The sequence below is a fragment of the Streptomyces sp. NPDC096323 genome, assembly GCF_040302845.1.
Lineage (GTDB): Bacteria > Actinomycetota > Actinomycetes > Streptomycetales > Streptomycetaceae > Streptomyces.
In genome coordinates this window covers 1-20,376 of the sequence record NZ_JBEOSI010000023.1, presented here as the reverse complement: position 1 = coordinate 20,376, position 20,376 = coordinate 1, and the positions used below count along the sequence as shown (strand labels likewise).

General features: G+C 69.6%; 13 protein-coding genes. 10 read left to right on the top strand and 3 right to left on the bottom strand.

The window, feature by feature from the left end:
• Positions 1-281 precede the first annotated feature (281 nt).
• From ABTX18_RS35615 to ABTX18_RS35575, 9 genes are all read left to right on the top strand, one after another.
• Positions 282-2,468 carry a molybdopterin-dependent oxidoreductase gene (locus tag ABTX18_RS35615; protein ID WP_352126949.1) on the top strand — a complete coding sequence of 729 codons (2,187 nt, stop codon included), beginning with the start codon at positions 282-284 and terminating at the stop codon, positions 2,466-2,468.
• Positions 2,469-2,604: 136 nt separating this feature from the next.
• A complete protein-coding gene (locus ABTX18_RS35610; RefSeq protein ID WP_352126948.1) occupies positions 2,605-4,089 on the top strand; it encodes an FAD-binding oxidoreductase in 1,485 nt (494 codons plus the stop codon).
• Positions 4,086-4,760 (top strand): hypothetical protein, encoded by a 675-nt coding sequence (locus ABTX18_RS35605; protein WP_352126947.1) that lies wholly within the window; start codon positions 4,086-4,088, stop codon positions 4,758-4,760. The genes ABTX18_RS35610 and ABTX18_RS35605 overlap by 4 nt, the downstream gene beginning before the upstream one ends.
• Positions 4,753-6,042: an aminotransferase-like domain-containing protein gene (locus ABTX18_RS35600; protein ID WP_352126946.1), complete on the top strand. Its 1,290-nt coding sequence runs from the start codon at positions 4,753-4,755 to the stop codon at positions 6,040-6,042. The genes ABTX18_RS35605 and ABTX18_RS35600 overlap by 8 nt, the downstream gene beginning before the upstream one ends.
• A 147-nt stretch (positions 6,043-6,189) precedes the next feature.
• The gene (gene hppD, locus ABTX18_RS35595; RefSeq protein WP_352126945.1) at positions 6,190-7,233 is read left to right on the top strand and encodes a 4-hydroxyphenylpyruvate dioxygenase; all 1,044 of its coding nucleotides are present in this window, start codon (positions 6,190-6,192) and stop codon (positions 7,231-7,233) included.
• A 47-nt stretch (positions 7,234-7,280) separates the two neighbouring features.
• Positions 7,281-7,490, top strand: a complete 210-nt coding sequence (locus ABTX18_RS35590; RefSeq protein WP_352126944.1) for an MbtH family protein — start codon at positions 7,281-7,283, stop codon at positions 7,488-7,490.
• A 65-nt stretch (positions 7,491-7,555) separates the two neighbouring features.
• The gene (locus ABTX18_RS35585) at positions 7,556-12,472 is read left to right on the top strand and encodes a non-ribosomal peptide synthetase (RefSeq protein ID WP_352126943.1); all 4,917 of its coding nucleotides are present in this window, start codon (positions 7,556-7,558) and stop codon (positions 12,470-12,472) included.
• A 36-nt stretch (positions 12,473-12,508) separates the two neighbouring features.
• Positions 12,509-13,531, top strand: coding sequence for an LLM class flavin-dependent oxidoreductase (locus ABTX18_RS35580; RefSeq protein WP_352126942.1), 1,023 nt, complete (start codon positions 12,509-12,511; stop codon positions 13,529-13,531).
• Positions 13,532-13,611: 80 nt separating this feature from the next.
• Entirely contained in the window at positions 13,612-15,045 is a 1,434-nt protein-coding gene (locus ABTX18_RS35575) for a tryptophan 7-halogenase (RefSeq protein WP_352126941.1), read from the top strand.
• A 147-nt stretch (positions 15,046-15,192) separates the two neighbouring features.
• Here ABTX18_RS35575 and ABTX18_RS35570 read toward each other — a convergent pair whose 3' ends face one another.
• Both ABTX18_RS35570 and ABTX18_RS35565 read right to left on the bottom strand, forming a co-directional pair.
• Positions 15,193-16,413, bottom strand: coding sequence for a cytochrome P450 family protein (locus ABTX18_RS35570; protein ID WP_352126940.1), 1,221 nt, complete (start codon positions 16,411-16,413; stop codon positions 15,193-15,195).
• 152 nt (positions 16,414-16,565) lie between these two features.
• On the bottom strand, positions 16,566-18,170 hold the full coding sequence (locus ABTX18_RS35565; RefSeq protein ID WP_352126939.1) for a flavin-containing monooxygenase: 1,605 nt from the start codon (positions 18,168-18,170) through the stop codon (positions 16,566-16,568).
• A gap of 204 nt (positions 18,171-18,374) precedes the next feature.
• On the opposite strand from ABTX18_RS35565, the gene ABTX18_RS35560 reads away from it, so the two are divergent.
• The gene (locus ABTX18_RS35560; protein ID WP_352126938.1) at positions 18,375-19,415 is read left to right on the top strand and encodes an alpha/beta fold hydrolase; all 1,041 of its coding nucleotides are present in this window, start codon (positions 18,375-18,377) and stop codon (positions 19,413-19,415) included.
• A gap of 103 nt (positions 19,416-19,518) precedes the next feature.
• On the opposite strand, the gene ABTX18_RS35555 is transcribed toward ABTX18_RS35560, so the two are convergent.
• Positions 19,519-20,178 (bottom strand): DUF899 domain-containing protein, encoded by a 660-nt coding sequence (locus ABTX18_RS35555; protein WP_352126937.1) that lies wholly within the window; start codon positions 20,176-20,178, stop codon positions 19,519-19,521.
• Positions 20,179-20,376 lie beyond the last annotated feature (198 nt).

The window sequence follows — 20,376 nt, the reverse complement described above, 5'->3', positions numbered from 1 at the left end:
CAACAGCCATCAGTCGCTCACCTTCCCTACAGCATCCGAACGTTCCCCCACAGCCTTCGCAAGCCCGGCCCCGCCGACAAGCTCCCAGATTGCTCAACGGCAAAGCGTCGGCGCCACAGCGGCGGCCTTTTCCTGAGCACCTTTCAGAATGCTGAACCGCCAAGGACCCTTCGGCACACGGCCGCATCTCGCAGAATGCTGCGGCGCAAGAGCAAGGGCTTTCGCGGGCGGGTTCACAAATACCCTGTCGTCGGGAAACACGCCGTCCCCAGGGAGTAGTGATGACCGTCGAAGACGTAACGGGCCAGCAAGGCAGCACCAGGACCGCGCACCGGACCTGTCCCCTGTGCGAGGCAGGCTGTGCCCTGCGGCTCGACCTGGACGACGCCGGGCGCGTCCTGCGGGTCACCGGGGACGAGCAGGACCCCTTCTCCAAGGGCTACATCTGCCCCAAGGGCGCGGTACTGGGAAAGCTGGACGAGGACCCCGACCGGCTGCGCAGACCATTGCTGCGCCGGGACGGCGAGTTGCGGGAGGTCAGCTGGGACGAGGCGTTCGCCGCGGTGGACGCGGGCCTGTCCGAGGTGATCAGCAGCCACGGCCGGGACGCGGTGGCGCTGTACTTCGGCAACCCGACGTTCCACACCATCGGCGCCTACCTCTACCGGCAGGCGATCACCCAGGCCCTGGGCTCGAAGAACGTGTACTCGGCCAGTACCGTGGACCAGATGCCCAAGCAGGTCGCCGGCGGTTTGATGTTCGGCGACGCGATGGCGATCGGGGTGCCGGACCTGGACCACACCGACCACCTGCTGATACTGGGCGCGAACCCGGTGGAGTCCAACGGCTCGCTGTGCGCGGCTCCGGACTTCGCCGGGCGTCTCAAGGCCCTGCGCAGCAGGGGCGGGAAGCTGGTGGTCGTCGACCCCCGGCGCACCCGCACCGCCGCGCTGGCCGACGAGCACCTGTCGGTGCGGCCCGGCACCGATCCGCTGCTGCTGATGGCCATGGTGCACACCGTCCTGGACGAGGGCCTGGACACGACACGTCTGGAGGTCTCCGGGCTGGAGCAGCTGCGCGAACTGGCCCGCGGATTCACGCCGCAGACCGTGGGGCCGGTGTGCGGGATCGCGCCGGAGACCATCGTGCGGACGGCCCGGGAGCTGGCCGCCGCGCCTACGGCCGCGGTCTACGCGCGGATCGGGACGTGCACGACGGAGTTCGGCACGGTGGCGCAGTGGCTGGTGGACGTACTCAACACCCTGACGGGCAACCTGGACCGCCGGGGCGGCGTGATGTTCGCCGAGACGGCGGCGCTGGAGATCTTCCGGTCAGGCCCGGCGTTCTCGACCGGGAAGTGGCACAGCCGGGTCAGGGGACTGCCGGAGGTGCTCGGAGAGCTCCCGGTCGCCACACTGGCCGACGAGATGGAGACCTCGGGCGAGGGGCAGGTCCGGGCGCTGGTGACGGTCGCCGGGAACCCGGCGTCCTCGGCCCCCAACGCCCCCCGGCTGGCCCGGGCCGTCCAGGGGCTGGAATTCATGGTCTGCGTCGACCCATACCTGAACGAGACGACGCGCCTGGCCGACGTGATCCTGCCGCCGCCGCGGACGCTCCAGAGCTCGCACTTCGACTTCCTGGTGCAGATCATCATGGTGCGCAACTACGCGCGCTATTCCCGCGCGATCCTGCCGCTGGACGACGACCAGCGCTCCGAGGCCGACATCCTGGCCCGGCTGATGCTGATCACCGCCGGCCTCGGCGCCGGCGCCGATCCGGCCCGCGCCGAGGAGATGTTCCTCGAACAGCTCGGCATCACCGGGGAGGCGGCCGACGCACTCGACGGGGAGGACGGCACCGAGAAGATCCTGGACGCACTGCTACGAGCCGGCGGCTACGGCCTGTCGCTCAAGGCACTGCTCGACGCGCCGCACGGCCTTGACCTGGGGCCCCTGCAACCACGCCTGCCGGCCCTGCTCCGCACCCCCGACAGCCGGGTGGACCTGGCGCCGCCCCAACTCGTCGCGGAAGCCGAACGGCTGCGCACGTGCATGGACGCCCAACCGCCGGAGTTCGTGCTCATCGGCCGCCGCCACCTCCGGTCGAACAACAGCTGGCTGCACAACGTGAAGGAGCTGCGCGGCGGCACCAACCTCTGCACGCTCCAGATCCACCCGGGCGACGCCGACCGGCTCGGCCTGGACGCCACGACGCCGGCGCTGATCGGCTCGGCGGTCGGCGAGCTGACGGTGCCGGTCGAGATCACCGACACGATCATGCCCGGCGTGGTGAGCCTGCCGCACGGCTGGGGCCACCAGGACTCCCCCCAGAAGGTGGCGCGCCGGGACCCCGGGGTCAACGCGAACACCCTGACCGACGACGCGGTGCTGGACGGGGTCTCGGGGACCGCGGTGTTCAACGGCGTGCCGGTGACGGTACGGGCCGCACCGCGGGGCCAGGGCGCGTAGGGCCGCACGGGCGGAACTTCGTACCTCGGTCCGCGGCGTCGCGGCGGCCGGCCGGCGCACCGGCGCCCATCTCCCGGAATGCGGAGTTCGCGTCGCCGGATGGAGTCCTGCCCGTGCGCCTCGTTACGGTGCGGGAATGGATGCCACAGTCGAAGAGCTACTGGCGGTGCTGCCCGCCGGCCGGGTGCTCACCGACCCCGGCCTGCTGGCCGTTCACCGCCGCGACGAGGCCGACCTGTGCGCCGCGGGCACCGCGCTGGCTGTGGTGCGCCCGCAGAGCACCGCCGAAGTCGCCGCGACCGTACGGGTGGCCGCCGCACACGGTGTTCCGGTCGTGGCGCAGGGGGCGCGCACCGGGCTGACCGGTGCGGCCAACGCGGTCGACGGCGCCCTGGTCGTGTCGCTGACCGGGTTGAACCGGATCATCGAGATGGACCCCGCGGAGCGCATCGCGGTCGTGCAGCCGGGTGTCGTCAACGCCGACCTGCACCGCGCCGCCGCCGAGCACGGCCTCACCTACCCGCCGGACCCGGGCTCCTGGGAGACCTCGACGATCGGCGGCAACGTCTCCACCGACGCGGGCGGGATGTGCTGTGTGAAGTACGGCGTCACCGGCGAGTACGTGCTCGGCCTGGAGGTCGTGCTCGCCGACGGCGAGATCCTGCGCTGCGGTCGCCGGACGGTGAAGGGCGTCGCAGGGTACGACCTGACGCGGCTGTTCGTCGGCGCGGAGGGCACGCTCGGCATCATCACCGAGATCACCGTCCGGCTCCGGCCCGCCGCCGGGGAGATCCGGACTCTGGTAGCGCTGTACCCCACGGTGACGGCCGCCTGCGCCGCCGTCGCGGCGGTGACCGCCGCCGGCCACGTGCCGAGCATGCTGGAGCTCCTGGACCGCACACACCTGGAGGCCATCGAGGCGTACCGGCCGATGGGCCTTCCGGGGACGGCCGGGGCGATGCTGCTGATCGCCGCCGACACGGGCGACCGCGCCGGGGCCGAACTGGCGGCGATCGCCGACTGCTGTCGAGCCGCCGGGGCGGACAGCCTGTACGTGGCCGAGGACGAGATCCAGGCCCAGGCGCTGACCGCCGCCCGCCGACTGGCCCATCCGGCGATGGAGCACCTCGCCAGGCGGGCGTTTCCCGGCGGGCGAGGTGGCCTTGTGGTCGACGACGTCGCAGTGCCGAGGACGCGGATCGCCGAGTTCATCAAGGGCGTGGAGGAGATCTCCGCACGGCACGGCCTCCTGGTCGCGGTGGTCGGGCACGCCGGAGACGGAAACCTGCATCCGGTCATCGTCGTGGACCGGGCGGACCCGTCCGGCATGGAACGCGGCCGGCGGGTGTTCGACGACATCATGCGACTTGCCCTCGCGCTGGGTGGCACCTGCACCGGCGAGCACGGCATAGGCATGCTCAAGCGGGACTGGCTCGCCCGCGAACTGGGCCCCGTCGGAATGCGGGTGCACCGGGCGCTGAAGGCCGCGCTCGACCCCTCCGGGATCCTCAACCCCGGCAAGGTGATCGCGCCGGGCCGGCCGCAATCCGGAAGCCGGCGACCGCCCTCCCGGCCGCGGGCACCGAAGACAACGGACGCCCCCAGGACGGTGAACCCATGACCACGACCGGCACAGGGCCCGCGGTGGCGGTCATCGCCGGAACCCCGTACGACACGGGGCTCGGCGTCGAACTGCTGCGCGCCGAGGGGCTGACCGCACATCCGTACGCCATGGCGGCGTCGCCCGACGAGCAGGACCGGCTGCAGTACCAGGATCCCGGCGCTCTGGCGGCCGCGTTCCATCAGCGCCTCGCCGGGTTACGGGCGGGCGGAACCGAACAGGTCATGCTGTTCTGCAACTCCATCTCCGCGGTGGTGAACCACGACGACGCCGTGCTGCCGGTCGTCTCACCGGTCACGGTCTACGGCGAACTGCTGCCGGAGCTGGAGTCGTCCCTGGTGGTCACCGGGAACGCCCAGGCCCTCCTCGGCTTCGAGCGGACCGCCCTGCGGACCGCCCCCCGCCACCGGATGCTCGGAGTGTCGGACCCCGCCCTGGTGCGCGGGATCGAGGCCGGTGACGTGGAGGCGGCCTTCACCGCCTCGCACCTGCCGACCACGCTGCGCATGGCCCAGCACCTCGGCCTCGACGCCGTCGTCCTGGCCTGCACGCACTTCACCGCGCTCCTGCCGCTGATCGCCGCCGTCTGCGACCTGCCCGTCATCGACGTCGGCACCCGGCTCGTGGAGCTGACGAAACTGGCTGCGACCGAAACGGTGGCCCATGGTTGAGCTGTCCCGCGCAGACCTGCACGTCTCGGTGTCCGACCCCGCGGCGACCTCGATGAACTTCCTCAATGAGATCGCGAGCCGGTTCCCGGACGCGATCTCGCTGGCCGCTGGCCGCCCCTACGACGGGTTCTACTCGACCCAGGACGTGCAGCGTTACCTCGACGTCTATCTGAACCACCTTCGCGCCGACGGAGTCCCCGAGGCACAGGTGCGCGGTCAGCTGCTCCAGTACGGGCGGACCAACGGCCAGATCCACACCCTGATCGCCAGAATGCTCGAGATCGACGAGGGAATCGTGGTGCCGCCACAAGCGGTGATGGTCACATCGGGCTGCCAGGAAGCCATGGTCATCGCGCTGCGGGCGCTGTGTCCGAGCCCCCAGGACGTCGTCCTGGCAGCCGAGCCCTGCTACGTCGGGCTGACCGGTGCGGCCCGCATCCTCGGCATCGAGGTGGTGCCCGTACCGGAGTCCCCGCAGGGGCTCGTACCGGAGACCGTGGCCGAGGTGGCGGGTACGGTCCGCGCCGCCGGAAAGCGCCCCCGCGCGCTCTACCTCGTGCCGAACTTCTCCAACCCCTCGGGCGTCTCGCTGCCCGTGGCCACCCGCCGCCGGCTGCTCGAGGTCGCCGGCGAGCAGGACCTGCTGCTGCTCGAGGACGACCCGTACGGCCTGTTCGGACTCGATGACGAACCGCGCCCGACCCTGAAGTCACTGGACACCGACGGACGCGTGATCTATCTGGGATCGTTCTCGAAATCCTGCTTCCCCGGCGCCCGCGTGGGTTTCCTCGTCGCCGACCAGACCGTGGTCGGCGAGCAGGGCCGGCGCACCCTGCTCGCCGACGAGATGTCGGCGGTCAAGAGCATGCTGACCCTGAACACCTCGGCGGTCTCGCAGGCCGTCATCGGCGGCGTCCTGGTCGAATCGGGCGGCGGCCTGCGCGCCGCCAACCGGGACAAGATCGCGTTCTACCGGAGCAACCTGCGCACCATGCTCGCCGCGCTGGAGAAACACTTCCCGCACTCCGGACGCGGCGAACCCACGGTGCGATGGAACGTGCCGAGCGGCGGCTTCTTCGCAGTTGTCGACCTGCCGTTCCGGGCCGACGAAAAACTTCTCGAACTCTCCGCCGAGCAGTACGGCGTTCTGTGGACGCCGATGAGGTTCTTCTACACCGACGGCGGCGACCGCTCGGTCCGGCTGTCCTGCAGCTATCTGATGCCGGAGCAGATCGCCGAGGGCGTGCGAAGGCTTTCCCGGCTTGTCGCGGAAAACGCGTGACCCGCTGTCCCTTTACTGACGCAGGCAACGTGAGAGACGACAGAGCCGGTCCGGCACTGTGATTCTCGAAGTAGCTCGCTGGGGCGGACGCCAGAGGCCAGACATTTGCCGGTGGAGGTAGAGACCGTGACGAACGCTCTACAGGATATGAAGATCGACTATGTCGAGTTCTATGTGGAAGACATCGATCGAAGCCTCGCCTGGCTCGTTGAAGGCTACGGCTTCGCCGTGCGCGCGAACTCGGCTCCGGCGGACGGTGCGACGCGGTCGGTCAACGTCGGGCAGGGCGGCATCGATCTGCTGCTCACCGAGTCGACCGAGGACCACCCCGCACGCGCCTACGCCGAGCAGCACGGGGACGGCGTCGGCGACATCGGCATCCGGGTGCCGGACGCCGCCGGGGCGTTCGCCGAGGCAGTGCGGCGCGGCGTACGGCCGGTCAAGGAGCCGGTCACCCGTGGCGCGGTGACCACGGCGACGGTCGCCGGCTTCGGCGACGTGACCCACACGTTCATCCAGCGGCCCGACGGCTCGACAGCGGCCGACGGGCGCGGGCTCGTCGCGGTGCCGGGCCACGCCCCCGCCCCGGGGACCGGTCTGCTCAAGGTGGACCATTTCGCGGCCTGCGTCGAGCCGGGCCGGCTCGACGAGACCGTCGACTACTACCGGCGGACGCTGGACTTCGACCTCACCCTCACCGAGCGGATCGTCACCGGTGACCAGGGGATGACCATCAAGGTGGTCCAGAGCAAGTCGCGTGCCGTCACGTTCACTCTCATCGAGGCGGACACCCACTTGGAAGTCGGCCAGATCGACAAGTTCCTCAAGGACCACGACGGTCCGGGCGTGCAGCACCTGGCCTTCAGCACCGCGGACATCCTCACCACCGTGCGAGACCTCGTCGAACACGGCATCGCGCTGCTGACCACCCCGTCCGCGTACTACTCCGCGCTCGCCGACCGGGTCCAGCAGCACCGGCACCCCGTCGGTGAGCTGCGCGATCTGAACATACTCGTGGACGAGGACCACGACGGCCAGCTGTACCAGATCTTCGCCAAATCCGTTCACCCGAGGAACACCATCTTCCTGGAGATCATCGAGCGGGTCGGTGCGACCTCGTTCGGCAGCTCGAACATCAAGCACCTTTACGACAGCGTCAAGGCGCAGCAGGAAGCCGGTCCGGCGTCCTGAGTGACAGCCCTCAAGGAATCCGCTCGTCGATGGGAATGAGGTTTTCCGTGTCCAATCCATTCGAGGCCCCTGACGCCCTGTACCTGGTCCTGGTGAACGCCGAAGGGCAGTACAGCCTGTGGCCCGCCGACGTCGCTGTTCCGGCCGGCTGGACCACGGCGCATGACGTGGATTCCCGCTCGAACTGCCTTGGATACGTCGAAGCGCAGTGGACCGACATGCGCCCCAACAGTCTTGTCCAAGCCGAACGGGCGTAACCGAGATGGGCCTCCAGCCGGAGTTGGCTGTTTCGGGGTGGAATGACACGGCGCGGGATGTGCCGGTGTCGGTGTTGCCGGAGTTGTTCGCGGCGCAGGTGGTGCGGACGCCGGATGCGGTGGCGCTGGAGTGTGCCGGTGTGTCGTGGTCGTATGCGGAGCTGGATGCGTGGTCGAGCCGGCTGGCGCGGTATCTGCTGGGGCTGGGTGCGGGGCCGGAGCGGGTGGTGGCGGTGGCGTTGCCGCGGTCGCTGGAGCTGGTGGCGGCGGTGCTGGCGGTGTCCAAGACCGGTGCGGCGTATCTGCCGGTCGATCCCGGATATCCGGCGGACCGGACCGGCTTCATGCTCACCGACGCCGCACCGGTCGCGGTGGTCACTGACAGGGCCACCTCCGCGCGCCTGCCGGCTCCGGCGGGCATGACCGTGGTCCATGTGGACGCCCCCGAGGTGGCCGCGGCGGTGGCGGGGCTCTCCGGCGCCACTGTCACCGATCAGGACCGGCCGGCGCCGCTGCTGCCCGCACACCCCGCCTACGTCATCTACACGTCCGGGTCCACCGGGCGTCCCAAGGGCGTGGTGGTGAGCCACATGGGCCTGGCGAGCCTGTCCGCGTATCTCATCGACACCTGCGGAATCGGACCGGAATCACGGGTCGGTCAGGTGGCGTCGCTGAGTTTCGACGCGGCCGTCATGGAACTGGTCATGTCGCTGCCCGCCGGTGCCGCGCTCGTCCTTCCGCAACAGCGGCAACTCGCCGGGGAGGTGCTGGCCGACGCCCTGCGCGGGCTGCGGGTCACCCATGCCCTGGTCGGACCGGCAACCCTGTCCGGAGCGGATCCCGAACAACTGCCCGAGCTGGAATGCCTGATGGTGGGCGGTGAGTCCTGCCCGGGTGAGGTGGTCGCCGAGTGGTCGGTGGGCCGGCGCATGTTCAACGCGTACGGTCCGACCGAGGCGACGGTGTGCACGACGATGAGCGGGCTGTTGTCGGGAGGGGATGCGCCGCCGATCGGGAAGCCGGTCTGGAACGTGCGCGCGTATGTGCTGGACGGCCGGCTGGAGCCGGTGCCGTCCGGGGTGGCGGGGGAGCTCTACCTGGCGGGGCCGTGTCTGGCCCGGGGATACCTGAATCAGCCGGGGCTGACCGCGCAGCGGTTCGTCGCGTGTCCGTTCGGGTCCGGGGAGCGGATGTACCGCACGGGCGACCTGGTGCGCCGGCGGCAGGACGGTGAGCTGGAGTACCTGGGCCGGACCGACGAGCAGGTCCAGGTCCACGGGTTCCGGATCGAACCGGGCGAGATCGAGGCGGTGCTCGCCCGGCAGCCCGGGGTGGCCCGCACCGTCGTCGTGGTCCGCGAGGACCGGCCGGGGGACCGGCGGCTGGTGGGCTACGTCGTGCCCGCGGCGGGGAGCCAGGTGGACCCGGTCGGGATACGGGCCGCCGCGGCACAGGCGCTGCCCGTCCACATGGTGCCTGTCGCGGTGGTGGTTCTGGACGCGTTGCCGTTGACGGTGAACGGGAAGCTGGACCGCAAGGCCCTGCCCGCGCCCGTCTTCTCCGGCGGGGCCGGCCGGGAGCCGTCCACCCCTGTCGAGGGCATCCTGTGCGAGCTGTTCGCGCAGGTCCTGGGAGTGGGGCGGGTCGGGGCCGATGACAGCTTCTTCGACCTGGGCGGGCACTCCCTGCTGGTGGCACGGCTGATCAGCCGTGCCAGGTCGGCGCTCGGCGTGGAGCTGGAGATCCGGACGGTCTTCGACCACCCGACGGCCGAGTCGCTGGCGCGGTCGCTCGACGAGACCGGGGGAGGGGGGCCGGCGCTGGTGCGGGCGGACCGCCCCAAGCGCCTGCCGTTGTCGTTCGCGCAGCAGCGGCTGTGGTTCCTGGCGCAGTCGGAGGGACCGAGCGCGACCTACAACGTGCCGGTCGCGTGGCGCCTGCGCGGACAGGTGGACGCGGCCGCGCTGACCGCGGCATTTGGTGACGTGGTCGGGCGGCACGAGGTGCTGCGGACGACGTTCCCGGTGGTGGACGGGCAGCCGTACCAGCAGGTGACACCGGCCGCACAGGTGATGCCCGAGGTCACGGTGGTGCAGACCGCGGAGTCGGAACTGGCCGCGCTGACAAACCGGGCGGCCCGGTACGTGTTCGACCTGGCCGCCGAACCGCCCGTGCGCGCGTGGCTGTTCAGGCTCGGCCCGGACGAGTGCGTGCTGGTGCTGCTGATGCATCACATCGCCAGTGACGGCTGGTCGCTGGGCGTCCTGCTGCGCGACCTGGAGGAGGCGTATCAGGCACGGCTGGCGGGCCAGGCACCACAGTGGCCGGACCTGCCCGTGCAGTACGCGGACTACACGCTGTGGCAACGCGAGCTGCTGGGCGGGGACCAGGAGCCCGGCAGCGTGCTGGCCCGGCAGGTGGCGTACTGGCAGTCGGCACTCGCCGGCCTGCCCGAGCAGCTGGAGCTGCCGTTCGACCGGCCCCGCCCCCCGCATCCCTCCTATCGCGGTGCGCAGATCACGATGGATCTGGATGCCGAGCTGCACCTCGCGCTGGTGGAACTTGCGCGGGCCCATCAGGTGACGCTGTTCATGGTCATGCAGGCCGCACTGGCGGTCCTGCTGTCCCGGTCCGGGGCCGGCACCGATATCCCGATCGGTGTTCCGGTGGCCGGCCGCGGGGGCGACGAGAGGCTCTACCAGCTGGTCGGATTCCTGGTCAACACACTGGTGCTGCGGACGGACCTGTCCGGCGACCCGAGCTTCGCGGAACTGCTGGGCCGCGTCCGTGACCGGGACCTGGCCGCCTACGCACACCAGGACGTCCCGTTCGAGCGGCTGGTGGAAGCGCTGAACCCGGTACGTTCGAGCGCTCACCACCCGCTGTTCCAGGTGATGCTGGCCTCTGACGACGACACCGCCAGACAGTGGAAGATCCGCGGTCTGCAGGCCCAGGACATGCCGCTGGACGCGGGCGCGGCGAAGTTCGACCTGACGCTGACGTTCCGGCCGCGCCACGGGCCGGACGGCAGCCCGGACGGGATCAGCGGCGAGCTGGAGTACGCGGCGGACCTGTTCGACGAGAGCACGGTGCGAGCGCTCGCCGGACGGCTGGTGCGGCTGCTGGGCCAGGTCGCCGCCGACCCGGCGCTCCGGGTCAGCGGCGTGCGCATGCTGACGACGGCCGAGCGCGAGTTGGCTGTTTCGGGGTGGAATGACACGGCGCGGGATGTGCCGGTGTCGGTGTTGCCGGAGTTGTTCGCGGCGCAGGTGGTGCGGACGCCGGATGCGGTGGCGCTGGAGTGTGCCGGTGTGTCGTGGTCGTATGCGGAGCTGGATGCGTGGTCGAGCCGGCTGGCGCGGTATCTGCTGGGGCTGGGTGCGGGGCCGGAGCGGGTGGTGGCGGTGGCGTTGCCGCGGTCGCTGGAGCTGGTGGCGGCGGTGCTGGCGGTGTCCAAGACCGGTGCGGCGTATCTGCCGGTCGATCCGGGGTATCCGGCGGACCGGACCGGCTTCATGCTCACCGACGCCGCACCGGTCGCGGTGGTCACGAGCCGGCAGGCCGGCGGGGACCTGGTCACCCCCAGCCCCCTGGTCGTCCTGGACGCCCCCGAGGTCGCTGCGGCGTTGGCGGGGCTCTCCGGCGCCACTGTCACCGATCAGGACCGCCCGGCGCCGCTGCTGCCCGCACACCCCGCCTACGTCATCTACACCTCGGGGTCCACCGGGCGCCCCAAGGGTGTGGTGGTGAGCCACATGGGCCTGGCGAACCTGTCCGCGTTCATGATCAGCACGCTGGGTACCGGCCCCACCTCACGGATGGCCCAGCTCCTTTCGCTGAGCTTCGACATGTCATTGCTCGAACTGCTCTCGTCCCTGCCCGCCGGTGCCGCCCTGGTCCTCCCCGAGCAAGGACCGCTGGCCGGGGAAGAGCTGGCCCGGACGCTGCGCGAACTGCGGGCCACCCACGCGGTGATGGCACCGGCTGCGCTGGCCGGGGCGGCACCCGAAGGCATGCAGGGACTGGAATGCCTGGTCGTCGGCGGGGAAGCCCTCCCCAGCGAGCTGACCGTCGAATGGTCGGCGGGCCGGCGGATGTTCAACGCGTACGGCCCCACCGAGACGACGGTGTGCACGACGATCAGCACCCCCTTGTCGGGAGGGGACGCGCCGATCGGGAAGCCCGTCTGGAACGTGCGCGCGTATGTGCTGGACGGCCGGCTGGAGCCGGTGCCGTCCGGGGTGGCGGGGGAGCTCTACCTGGCGGGGCCGTGTCTGGCCCGGGGATACCTGAACCAGCCGGGGCTGACCGCGCAGCGGTTCGTCGCGTGTCCGTTCGGGTCCGGGGAGCGGATGTACCGCACGGGCGACCTGGTGCGCCGGCGGCAGGACGGTGAGCTGGAGTACCTGGGCCGGACCGACGAGCAGGTCAAGGTCCGCGGATTCCGGGTCGAACCGGGCGAGGCCGAGGCGGTGCTCGCCCGGCAGCCCGGAGTGGACCAAGCCGTCGTCGTGGTCCGCGAGGACCGGCCGGGGGACCGGCGTCTGGTGGGCTATGTGCAGTCAGCCGCCGGAACCGTGCTGGATCCCGCGCAGCTGCGGGCCGCGGCCGGACAGGTCCTGCCCAGCCACATGGTGCCCTCCGCGGTGGTGGTCCTGGACGCGCTGCCGTTGACGGTGAACGGGAAGCTGGACCGCAAGGCCCTGCCCGCGCCCGTCTTCTCCGGCGGGGCCGGCCGGGAGCCGTCCACCCCCGCCGAGGACATCCTGTGCGAGCTGTTCGCGCAGGTCCTGGGAGTGGAGCGGGTCGGGGTCGACGACAGCTTCTTCGACCTGGGCGGGCACTCCCTGCTCTCCGCCGTGCTCGTCGCCCGGCTGGAGGAGCAGTTCGGAATCACGATCAACCTGCGCGATTTCCTGGCCGACCCGTCCGTCAGGGGCATCGCCGGCCGGGTCCCGGCGTCCGCGACCCAACAGCCCTGATCCGCGAAATCACGCCCGCAGGGCGGGAGGGACGAAATGAGCGACCTGGCCGCCAGCGGCGTCACTCTCTACTCAACAGTCCGGTCCAGTATCGGACACGGCCAGACGTCCCACCTGCGCACGCTGCTGGAGCTTGCCGGGTGGGTGGACGACGCGGGCTACCGCGGCGCCCTGGTGTACAGCGACAACACGTCGATGGACGCGTGGCTGGCAGCTCAGGCGGCCATCGCGAACACCGCCTCCTTCGTACCCCTGGTCGCGGTACAGCCACTGGACAAGACCCCGTTCGCGGTGGCCAGGGCGGTGTCGTCGCTTGCACACCTGTACGGCAGGCGAGTCGACATCAACTTCGTCAGCGGCGGATTCATCCGCGATCTCGCCGTCCAGGGGGACACCCTGTCGCACGACGCCCGCTACGACCGGCTCACCGAGTACGCGGGGATCGTCAGAACGCTGCTCGGCGGCGGCATGGCCAATTTCACGGGCGAGTACTACACAGTGCGGCGGGCCCGGCTCACCACGGCGGTGCCCGAGGACCTGCTGCCCACGGCGTACGTGTCCGGCTCCTCGGCGGCCAGCCTGCAAGCCGGCGAGTCGCTGGGCCTCGGCCAGCTCTCATTCCCCGTGCCGCCCGAGGATTTCGCGAGCCCTGACCTGCGCAAGAACAAGTTCGGCTCAGGCATCAGCATCGGCATCATCGCCCGGGACGACTCGGCCGAGGCATGGCGGATCGCGCGCAAGCGGTTCCCGGCCGACCCGGAAGGAGCCGAGCGCATGAAGCTGCTCCTGTCCGCCGGTGTCTCGTCCTGGCAGCCGCAGCTGGCTTCCGTACCCATCCCGGACGAGGCGGAAGGACAGCCGTACTGGCTGGTTCCCTTCCGGTACCACCACACCTTCTGCCCCTACCTGGTGGGAAGCCACGACGAGGTGGCACAGGCAGTGACCGCCTATCTGAACGGAGGCATCCGCACGTTCGTGCTCGACATCCCTCGGGAGCCCGATGACTTGTGGCACGCGCGGATCGCGATCGAGCGAGCCGTAGCGGTCATGGACAGGTAGCAGCCATCAGCCCTCTCGCGCGGGTCCGCCGGCGCGGGCGAAGGCCGCAGGCGTCAACCTGCGCGAAGCGAAGGAAAGCAATGACAGACATCACTGAGACTGACGTAATCGTCGTCGGCGGCGGCCCTGGCGGTTCGACGGTGGCAACGCTGGTGGCCCGCCAAGGGCACCGGGTCGTACTCCTGGAGAAGGAGCGGTTCCCCCGCTACCAGATAGGCGAGTCGCTGCTGCCGTCCACCGTGCAGGGCGTCTGCCGGCTGCTCGGAGTGTCCGAGGAACTGGAGGCGGCCGGGTTCCCGGTCAAGCGGGGCGGCACCTTCCGCTGGGGCGCCAACCCCGAGCCCTGGACGTTCGACTTCGGCATCGCGCCCGAGTTCGCCGAGGCGGCGGCGCCCGCCTACCAGGTGGAACGGATGAAGTTCGACCAGATCCTGCTCGACAACGCCAAAAGGAACGGCGTCGACGTGCGCGAGGAGCACACCGTCACCGACGTCATCGAGGAGAACGGGCGGGTCCGCGGGGTGAGCTGCACCGACGCCGCGGGCGTGCGGCGCGAGTTCCGCGGCCGGTACGTGGTGGACGCCTCCGGCAACCTGAGCCGCATCCACTCCCGCGTGGGCGGCAAGCGGCAGTACTCCGAGTTCTTCCGCAACCTCGCGCTGTTCGGCTACTTCACCGGCGGCAAGCGGATGCCCGCCCCGACCAGCGGGAACATCCTGGCCGTCGCCTTCAGCGCCGGCTGGTTCTGGTACATCCCGCTGTCCGACGAGCTCACCAGCGTGGGGGCGGTGGTGCACCGCGATGCGCTGGACCGCATCCAGGGAGACCGCGAACAGGCACTGAACGAGCTGATCGCGGAGTGCCCGATGATCGCCGACTTCCTGTCCGACGCCCAGCGGGTCACCAGCGGCCCGTACGGTGAGATCCGGGTGCGCAAGGACTACTCCTACATCCAGGAGAGGTTCTCGCGGCCGGGACTGGTACTCGTGGGCGACGCGGCGGGCTTCATCGACCCGGTGTTCTCCTCGGGCGTGCACCTGGCCACCTACGGCGGACTGCTCGTCGCGCGCTCGCTCAACACCGCCCTGCGCGCGACGGCCGAGGCCGAGATCGACGAGAAGACACTGTTCGAGGAGTACGAAGTCCGTTACCGGCAGGAGTACATGCGCTTCCACGAGTTCCTCGTCTCCTTCTACGACATGCATTCCGACGAGAAGTCCTACTTCTGGAAGGCCAAGAAGGTCGCCGGCGGCACGGCCTCGGAACTGCAGTCCTTCGTGTCCCTCGTCGGAGGTGGCTCCTCGGACGAGCGCGCACTGGTCGACGCCGGCTCCTACGGCCAGCGGCGGGACGTCGAGGACGCGATCTGGTCGGTCGCGCAGGCCGGAGCCAACATTCAGGTGCAGGCCGCCACCGGAGGCACCGTCGACGAGCAGGTACCAGTCCGCTCCGACGGGCTGGTGCCGTCGGCCGACGGGATGCACTGGGCCCTGCCGGAAACCGCGGCAGCGTGAGACAGGGGTCAGCCCCCACCCTCGGGTGGGGGCTGACCCCTGAACGCACGGTACGGACAACGAAGCGCATCACCGGCCCGCGCGCGAAAGGCCCGGCCTCACGACGGAAAGTCCGTCAGCGGCCGGGCCGTGCGCGTTGACGCGGGCTCAGGCGGCCGTGCTGCCCGCTACCGCATGCAGCCGGACGGGCAGGGAGCGGTGGCCGTTCATGATGAACGTCGGCATCGGCACCAGTTCGTCGCGCGCCGCCGCAAGGGACAGGTCCGGGAAACGCTCGAACAGCGACGACAGACCGATCGTGGCGGCCAGGCGGGCTATGCCTGCGCCCAGGCAGTAGTGCGGGCCGTAGCCGAAGGACAGGTGGCCCTTGTCGCCGCGGGCGATGTCGAAGGACTCCGGGCTGTCCGGGTGCAGGCTGGGATCACGGCCCACCGCGGCGTAGTTGATCAGTATCGGGTCGCCCTTGGGGATGGTCACGCCGTCGAGCTCGATGTCCTCGGCCGCGTAGCGCAGCGGCAGGCTCGCCAGCGGGGACTGCATGCGCAGTATCTCGTCGATGACGTCGTCCCAGCTGTTCTCGCCCGACAGGACCTTCGCGAGCTGACCGGGGTGGGTCAGAAGTTCGGTGATGGCGTTGTCGAAGAAGTTGATCGTGGTCTCCGAGCCGGCGCCGAGGATGGCGAAGATGGTGTCGGCCAGCTCCTGTTCACTCAGCCGCGAGCCGTCCTCGTCGCGGGCGGCGATGAGGTCGCTGGTGATGTCCTCGCCCGGATGGGCGCGCTTCTCGGCGATCAGGTCCGCCATCGCACCGCGCCAGCCCTGCAGGACGCCCTGCGCGACCTCCGGGGTCACCGTGGTGTCGATCATCATGTCGATGACCTTCGCAGTGGCGGCACGCTGCTCCTCGCCCATGCCGATCAGCTCGGCGACCAGCATGCCCGGCAGCGGGTAGCAGAATCGCTCCTTGAGGTCGACGACCTCTCCGGCGGGCGTCGCCTCGAGCGCGTCGAGCAGCATCGTGGTCAGGCCGACGACCAAGGGGCGGATGGCCTCGGTGCGGCGCGGGGTGAACGCCTTGCCGATGAGCTTGCGCAGCCGCAGGTGATCCTTGCCGTAGGACGTGGACACGTTGTCCATGGCCACCCAGCTGATCATCTCCCAGTCCGGCGCCAGCTCGCCGTTGTAGAAGGCCGGCCAGTGGTTGCGTGCGCTCTTGGTGACCTTCGGGCTGGACAGCATGTTCTTGATGACGCTGTGGGAGTTCACCGACCAGGCCACGATGCCGCCGGGCAGTTCGACCCGGGCGGCCGGTCCCAGCGCCCGCAGCGTGGCTGCCTCGGCGTGGATGTCCCGACCCGTCGTATCCATTACGGGACAACGCTCTTCCATCAGGATCCGCTCCTTCGTAGCCGTTTCCGCAAGGGGATACGACCAGGCTGTGGCCCGATCAGGCCGGTCATGTTCTTCGGCGTTTGCCGGATGGTGAGCCCGCGCCGCCGGACCGGCGGCGCGGGCTCAACTCATCGCAGTTCGAACCCGGCGTAGCCGGCGCTCGCGACCTCGTCGCACTTCTGCCGGTAGCCGGCCACACCGCCGACGTACGGCATGAAGACGCGGGCCTTGCCGGGGACGTTGGCACCTATGTAGTACGAATCAGCCTTGGGGAACAGCGTCATGTCGCCGACCGCGCGGACGTGTTCGGTCCACTCCTTCTCCGCGGTGGCCGCCGCCTCGATCACCACATGCCCGTTGGCGGCCATGTAGTCGATCAGGTCACTGATCCACTCGACGTGCTGCTCGATCGAGACGACCATGTTGCTGAGCACGGACGGGCTGCCGGGACCGGTGATCACGAACAGGTTCGGGAAACCCGAGAGCGCCAGACCGAGGTAGGTGTCCGGGCCGTCCTGCCACTTGTCGCGCACCGATACACCGCCCTTGCCGGTGATGTCGATGTTCAGGAGTGCGCCCGTCATGGCGTCGAAGCCCGTGGCGATCACCAAGGTGTCGAACGCGTAATCGCCCGCCGTGGTCCGGACGCCCGTCTCCGTGATCTCGACGAGGGCTTCCTCCCGCAGATCCACGAGGTGGACGTTCTCCTTGTTGAACGTCTCGTAGTACCGGGTGTCGAGGCAGGGCCGCTTCGTGCCGTACGGGTAGCCGCGCGGCTCGAGCTTCGCCGCCGTCGCCGGGTCGGTGACCTTGGCACGGACCTGCTCCCGGATGAACTCCGCGGCGGTCTCGTTGGACTCCTCGTTGAAGATCAGGTCGGTGTAGGCCTGGAGGATCGCGTTCAGGTGTCCGCGCTCCCAGCCCTTGCGGTAGACCTCCCGGCGCTCCTCGTCACTGACCTCCAGCGCCGACTTCGTCGGCATGTCCACCGCGATGCCGAAGATGGACTGGCGTGCCGCCTCGCGGGCCTGCCCGTAGTTCGCCTTGGTGGCCGAGACCCGGTCCTGGTCGATGGGGCCGTTGAACGACGACAGGACGTAGTTCGGCGTACGCTGGAAGACCGTCAGGTCCAAGGCCTGGTCGGCGACGTAGGGGATGACCTGGACGCCCGACGAGCCGGTTCCGATCACGCCGACGCGCCGGCCCCTGAAGTCGACCTCGTCGTCCGGCCACAGGCCGGTGTGGTACCAGGCGCCCGAGAACGTTTCCAGGCCCGGCACCTCCGGGAACTTGGGCGTGGACAGGCAGCCGGTCGCCATGACGCAGTACTGCGCGGACACCTCCTGGCCCTGATCGGTCCGCACCGTCCACCGTGACGTGCTCTCGTCGTAGGCCGCGTGCGTGACCCGGGTCTCCAGGACCACGTCCTTCCGCAGGTCGTGCCGGTCGGCGACGTGCTGGAGATAGGCGAGGATCTCGGGCTGGCCCGGGTACTTCTCCGTCCACTCCCACTCCTGCTCCAGCTCGGGATCGAACGAGTACGAGTAGTCCATGCTCTCCACATCGCACCGGGCACCGGGATACCTGTTCCAGTACCACGTACCGCCGATATCTGCGCCCGCCTCGAAGACCTTGACCGACAGGCCCTTTTTCCGGAGCTTGTGGAGCATGTAGAGACCGGAGAATCCGGCTCCCACAACAACCGCATCGACTTGCTCTGCCGCGCTGGCCATGTGTATCAATCCTCCGCAACCGTGGATGGTGGTACCCCATACGCCCTGACCGCTGACGACAACGGCGAATTTCGATTATTGGCGAAGCCGGCCGTTTCGGGTTCTCCTCAAATGCGGTGCTCGGGAAAGCACGCACGGGGGAAGAAGACGGGCACCGCCTTCGGCGGAACAGTCGTGTGCAAAGCCATTCCTTGGGAGGTCACCATGGGCGCCGAATACTATTCCGCCGCGGTGCAGGGTCCGCACGACTGCTTCGAACTCGGTCCGTACACGCTGGACAGCGGGGACACGCTGCCCGCCGCACGGCTTGCGTACCGCACACTGGGCCGCCTGAACGCGGCCAAGGACAACGCCGTGCTCGTGCCGCACATGTACTCGGGCACGTCCGCCTCGATGCAGATGCTCATCGGTGAGGGCCGGTCGCTCGACCCCTCTCGGTACTTTCTCATCCTGCCCGACCAGTTCGGCAGCGGCCTCTCCTCGTCACCGAGCAACACGCCGGCGCCGTTCGACCGAGGCCACTTCCCCGCGGTGACCATTGCCGACGACGTACGCGCCCAGCACCGCCTGGTGACCGAGCGGTTCGGGATCACGGCCCTGCACGCGGTGCTCGGCTGGTCGATGGGCGGTCAGCAGACCTACGAATGGGCGGTGCGCCACCCGGAGACGGTGCTGCGGGCGGCCGTGTTCGCGGCCACCGCGAAGACGCCGGTCCAAAACCAGTTGCAGCTCGATGTGCAGTGCGAACTCCTGCGCTCGGATCCCGCGTTCGCAGACGGTTTCTACACGGACTCCGACGACGTGCATCTCGGCCTGGGCAGGCATGCGATGGCCTGGGCCGCGACCAGCACCGGCTACCGGTTCTTCCGCGACGAGGTGTGGCGCCGGATCGGATTCGCCGCCGCGCAGGAGTTCACCCAGGGATTCATCCGCGGCCATTTCCAGCCCATGGACCCGAACAACCTGCTCTGCCAGGCCGCGAAGTGGCGTGCCGCGGACGTCAGCCTGTGCGCCGGCGGAGACATGGAGGCGGCGCTCGGCCGGATCACCGCCGAGTTCTTCGTCTTCGCGTTCGGTGACGACCTGCTGTTCCCGGCCGAGGACCACGAGCGCGACGTGGCCATGATCCGCGACGCCCGGCTAAGGGTGATCGACGGCCCGCTGGGGCACTTCACCATGTACGGCATGGTCCCCGAGGACGCGGCTGCCATCGACGACGCACTGGCCGAGGTGCTGAAGTCCTGATCGCGCCGATGTTCCTCCATGACATGTGGCCGGTACCCCTTCGCGGGATACCGGCCACATTCAGGGACCTGGGCCGGCGACCGGCCGGCCCTCGGGGATCGGCTCAGCTCTCGTACTCGTCGTGATACCGCAGCCACGCCCACTTGAAGGGCAGATCGGCTTCCTGCCGCCCGAGGAATGTCAGGTCCAGGTAGTTGTAGGTGTTGTTGACCAGATCCGTTCCGCGGAAGGCGGTCGAGTAGGTGCAGTAGATCTCGTCGTCGTCGCCGCGCAGGAAGACGCTGATGCCCGGGATCTTCGTCGCTCCCGGCACGAGCTCGAAGTTGAAGTCGTCGTAGAAGCTGTTGCCGAGCGAAGAGGCCACGGGGACCGTCCAGCCCATTCGCTCCTTGTGCGCGACGAAGTCGGCCAGGGGAACGGGGCAGTCCACCGCCAGCGACGTGTCGCGGGCGTGCAGGTGCTCAAGATGGCGGGGCATGTTGTCGACCCAGAACGAGCAGCCGACGCAGAAGCTGCCGCCGGTGACGGACGGCAGCATGAAGTGATAGATGATCAACTGTCGCCGGCCGTCGAACAGCTCCAGCAGGCTTCGCTTGCCTTCGGGCGTGTCGAAGTCGTACTCCTGGTCGACACGGAACATCGGCAGACTCTGCCGTTCGGCGTGCAGCGCGTCCCGGGCACGGCTGTGCGCCTTCTCCTTGGCGAGAAGGGGCATACGCGCCGCGAACCATTCATCTCGTGACACAACTTCGGGCAAAGCCATCGCGACATCTCCAGTTCCGGACTCGTCCATGGACTTGGTCACCAGTCTTTCCGCGGCGCCACTCGAGACGCATCTCTTCACTTGCCTCAGCCCGGCCCGAGCAGAGCAATCTGGGAGCTTGTCGGCGGGGCCGGGCTTGCGAAGGCTGTGGGGGAACGTTCGGATGCTGTAGGGAAGGTGAGCGACTGATGGCTGTTG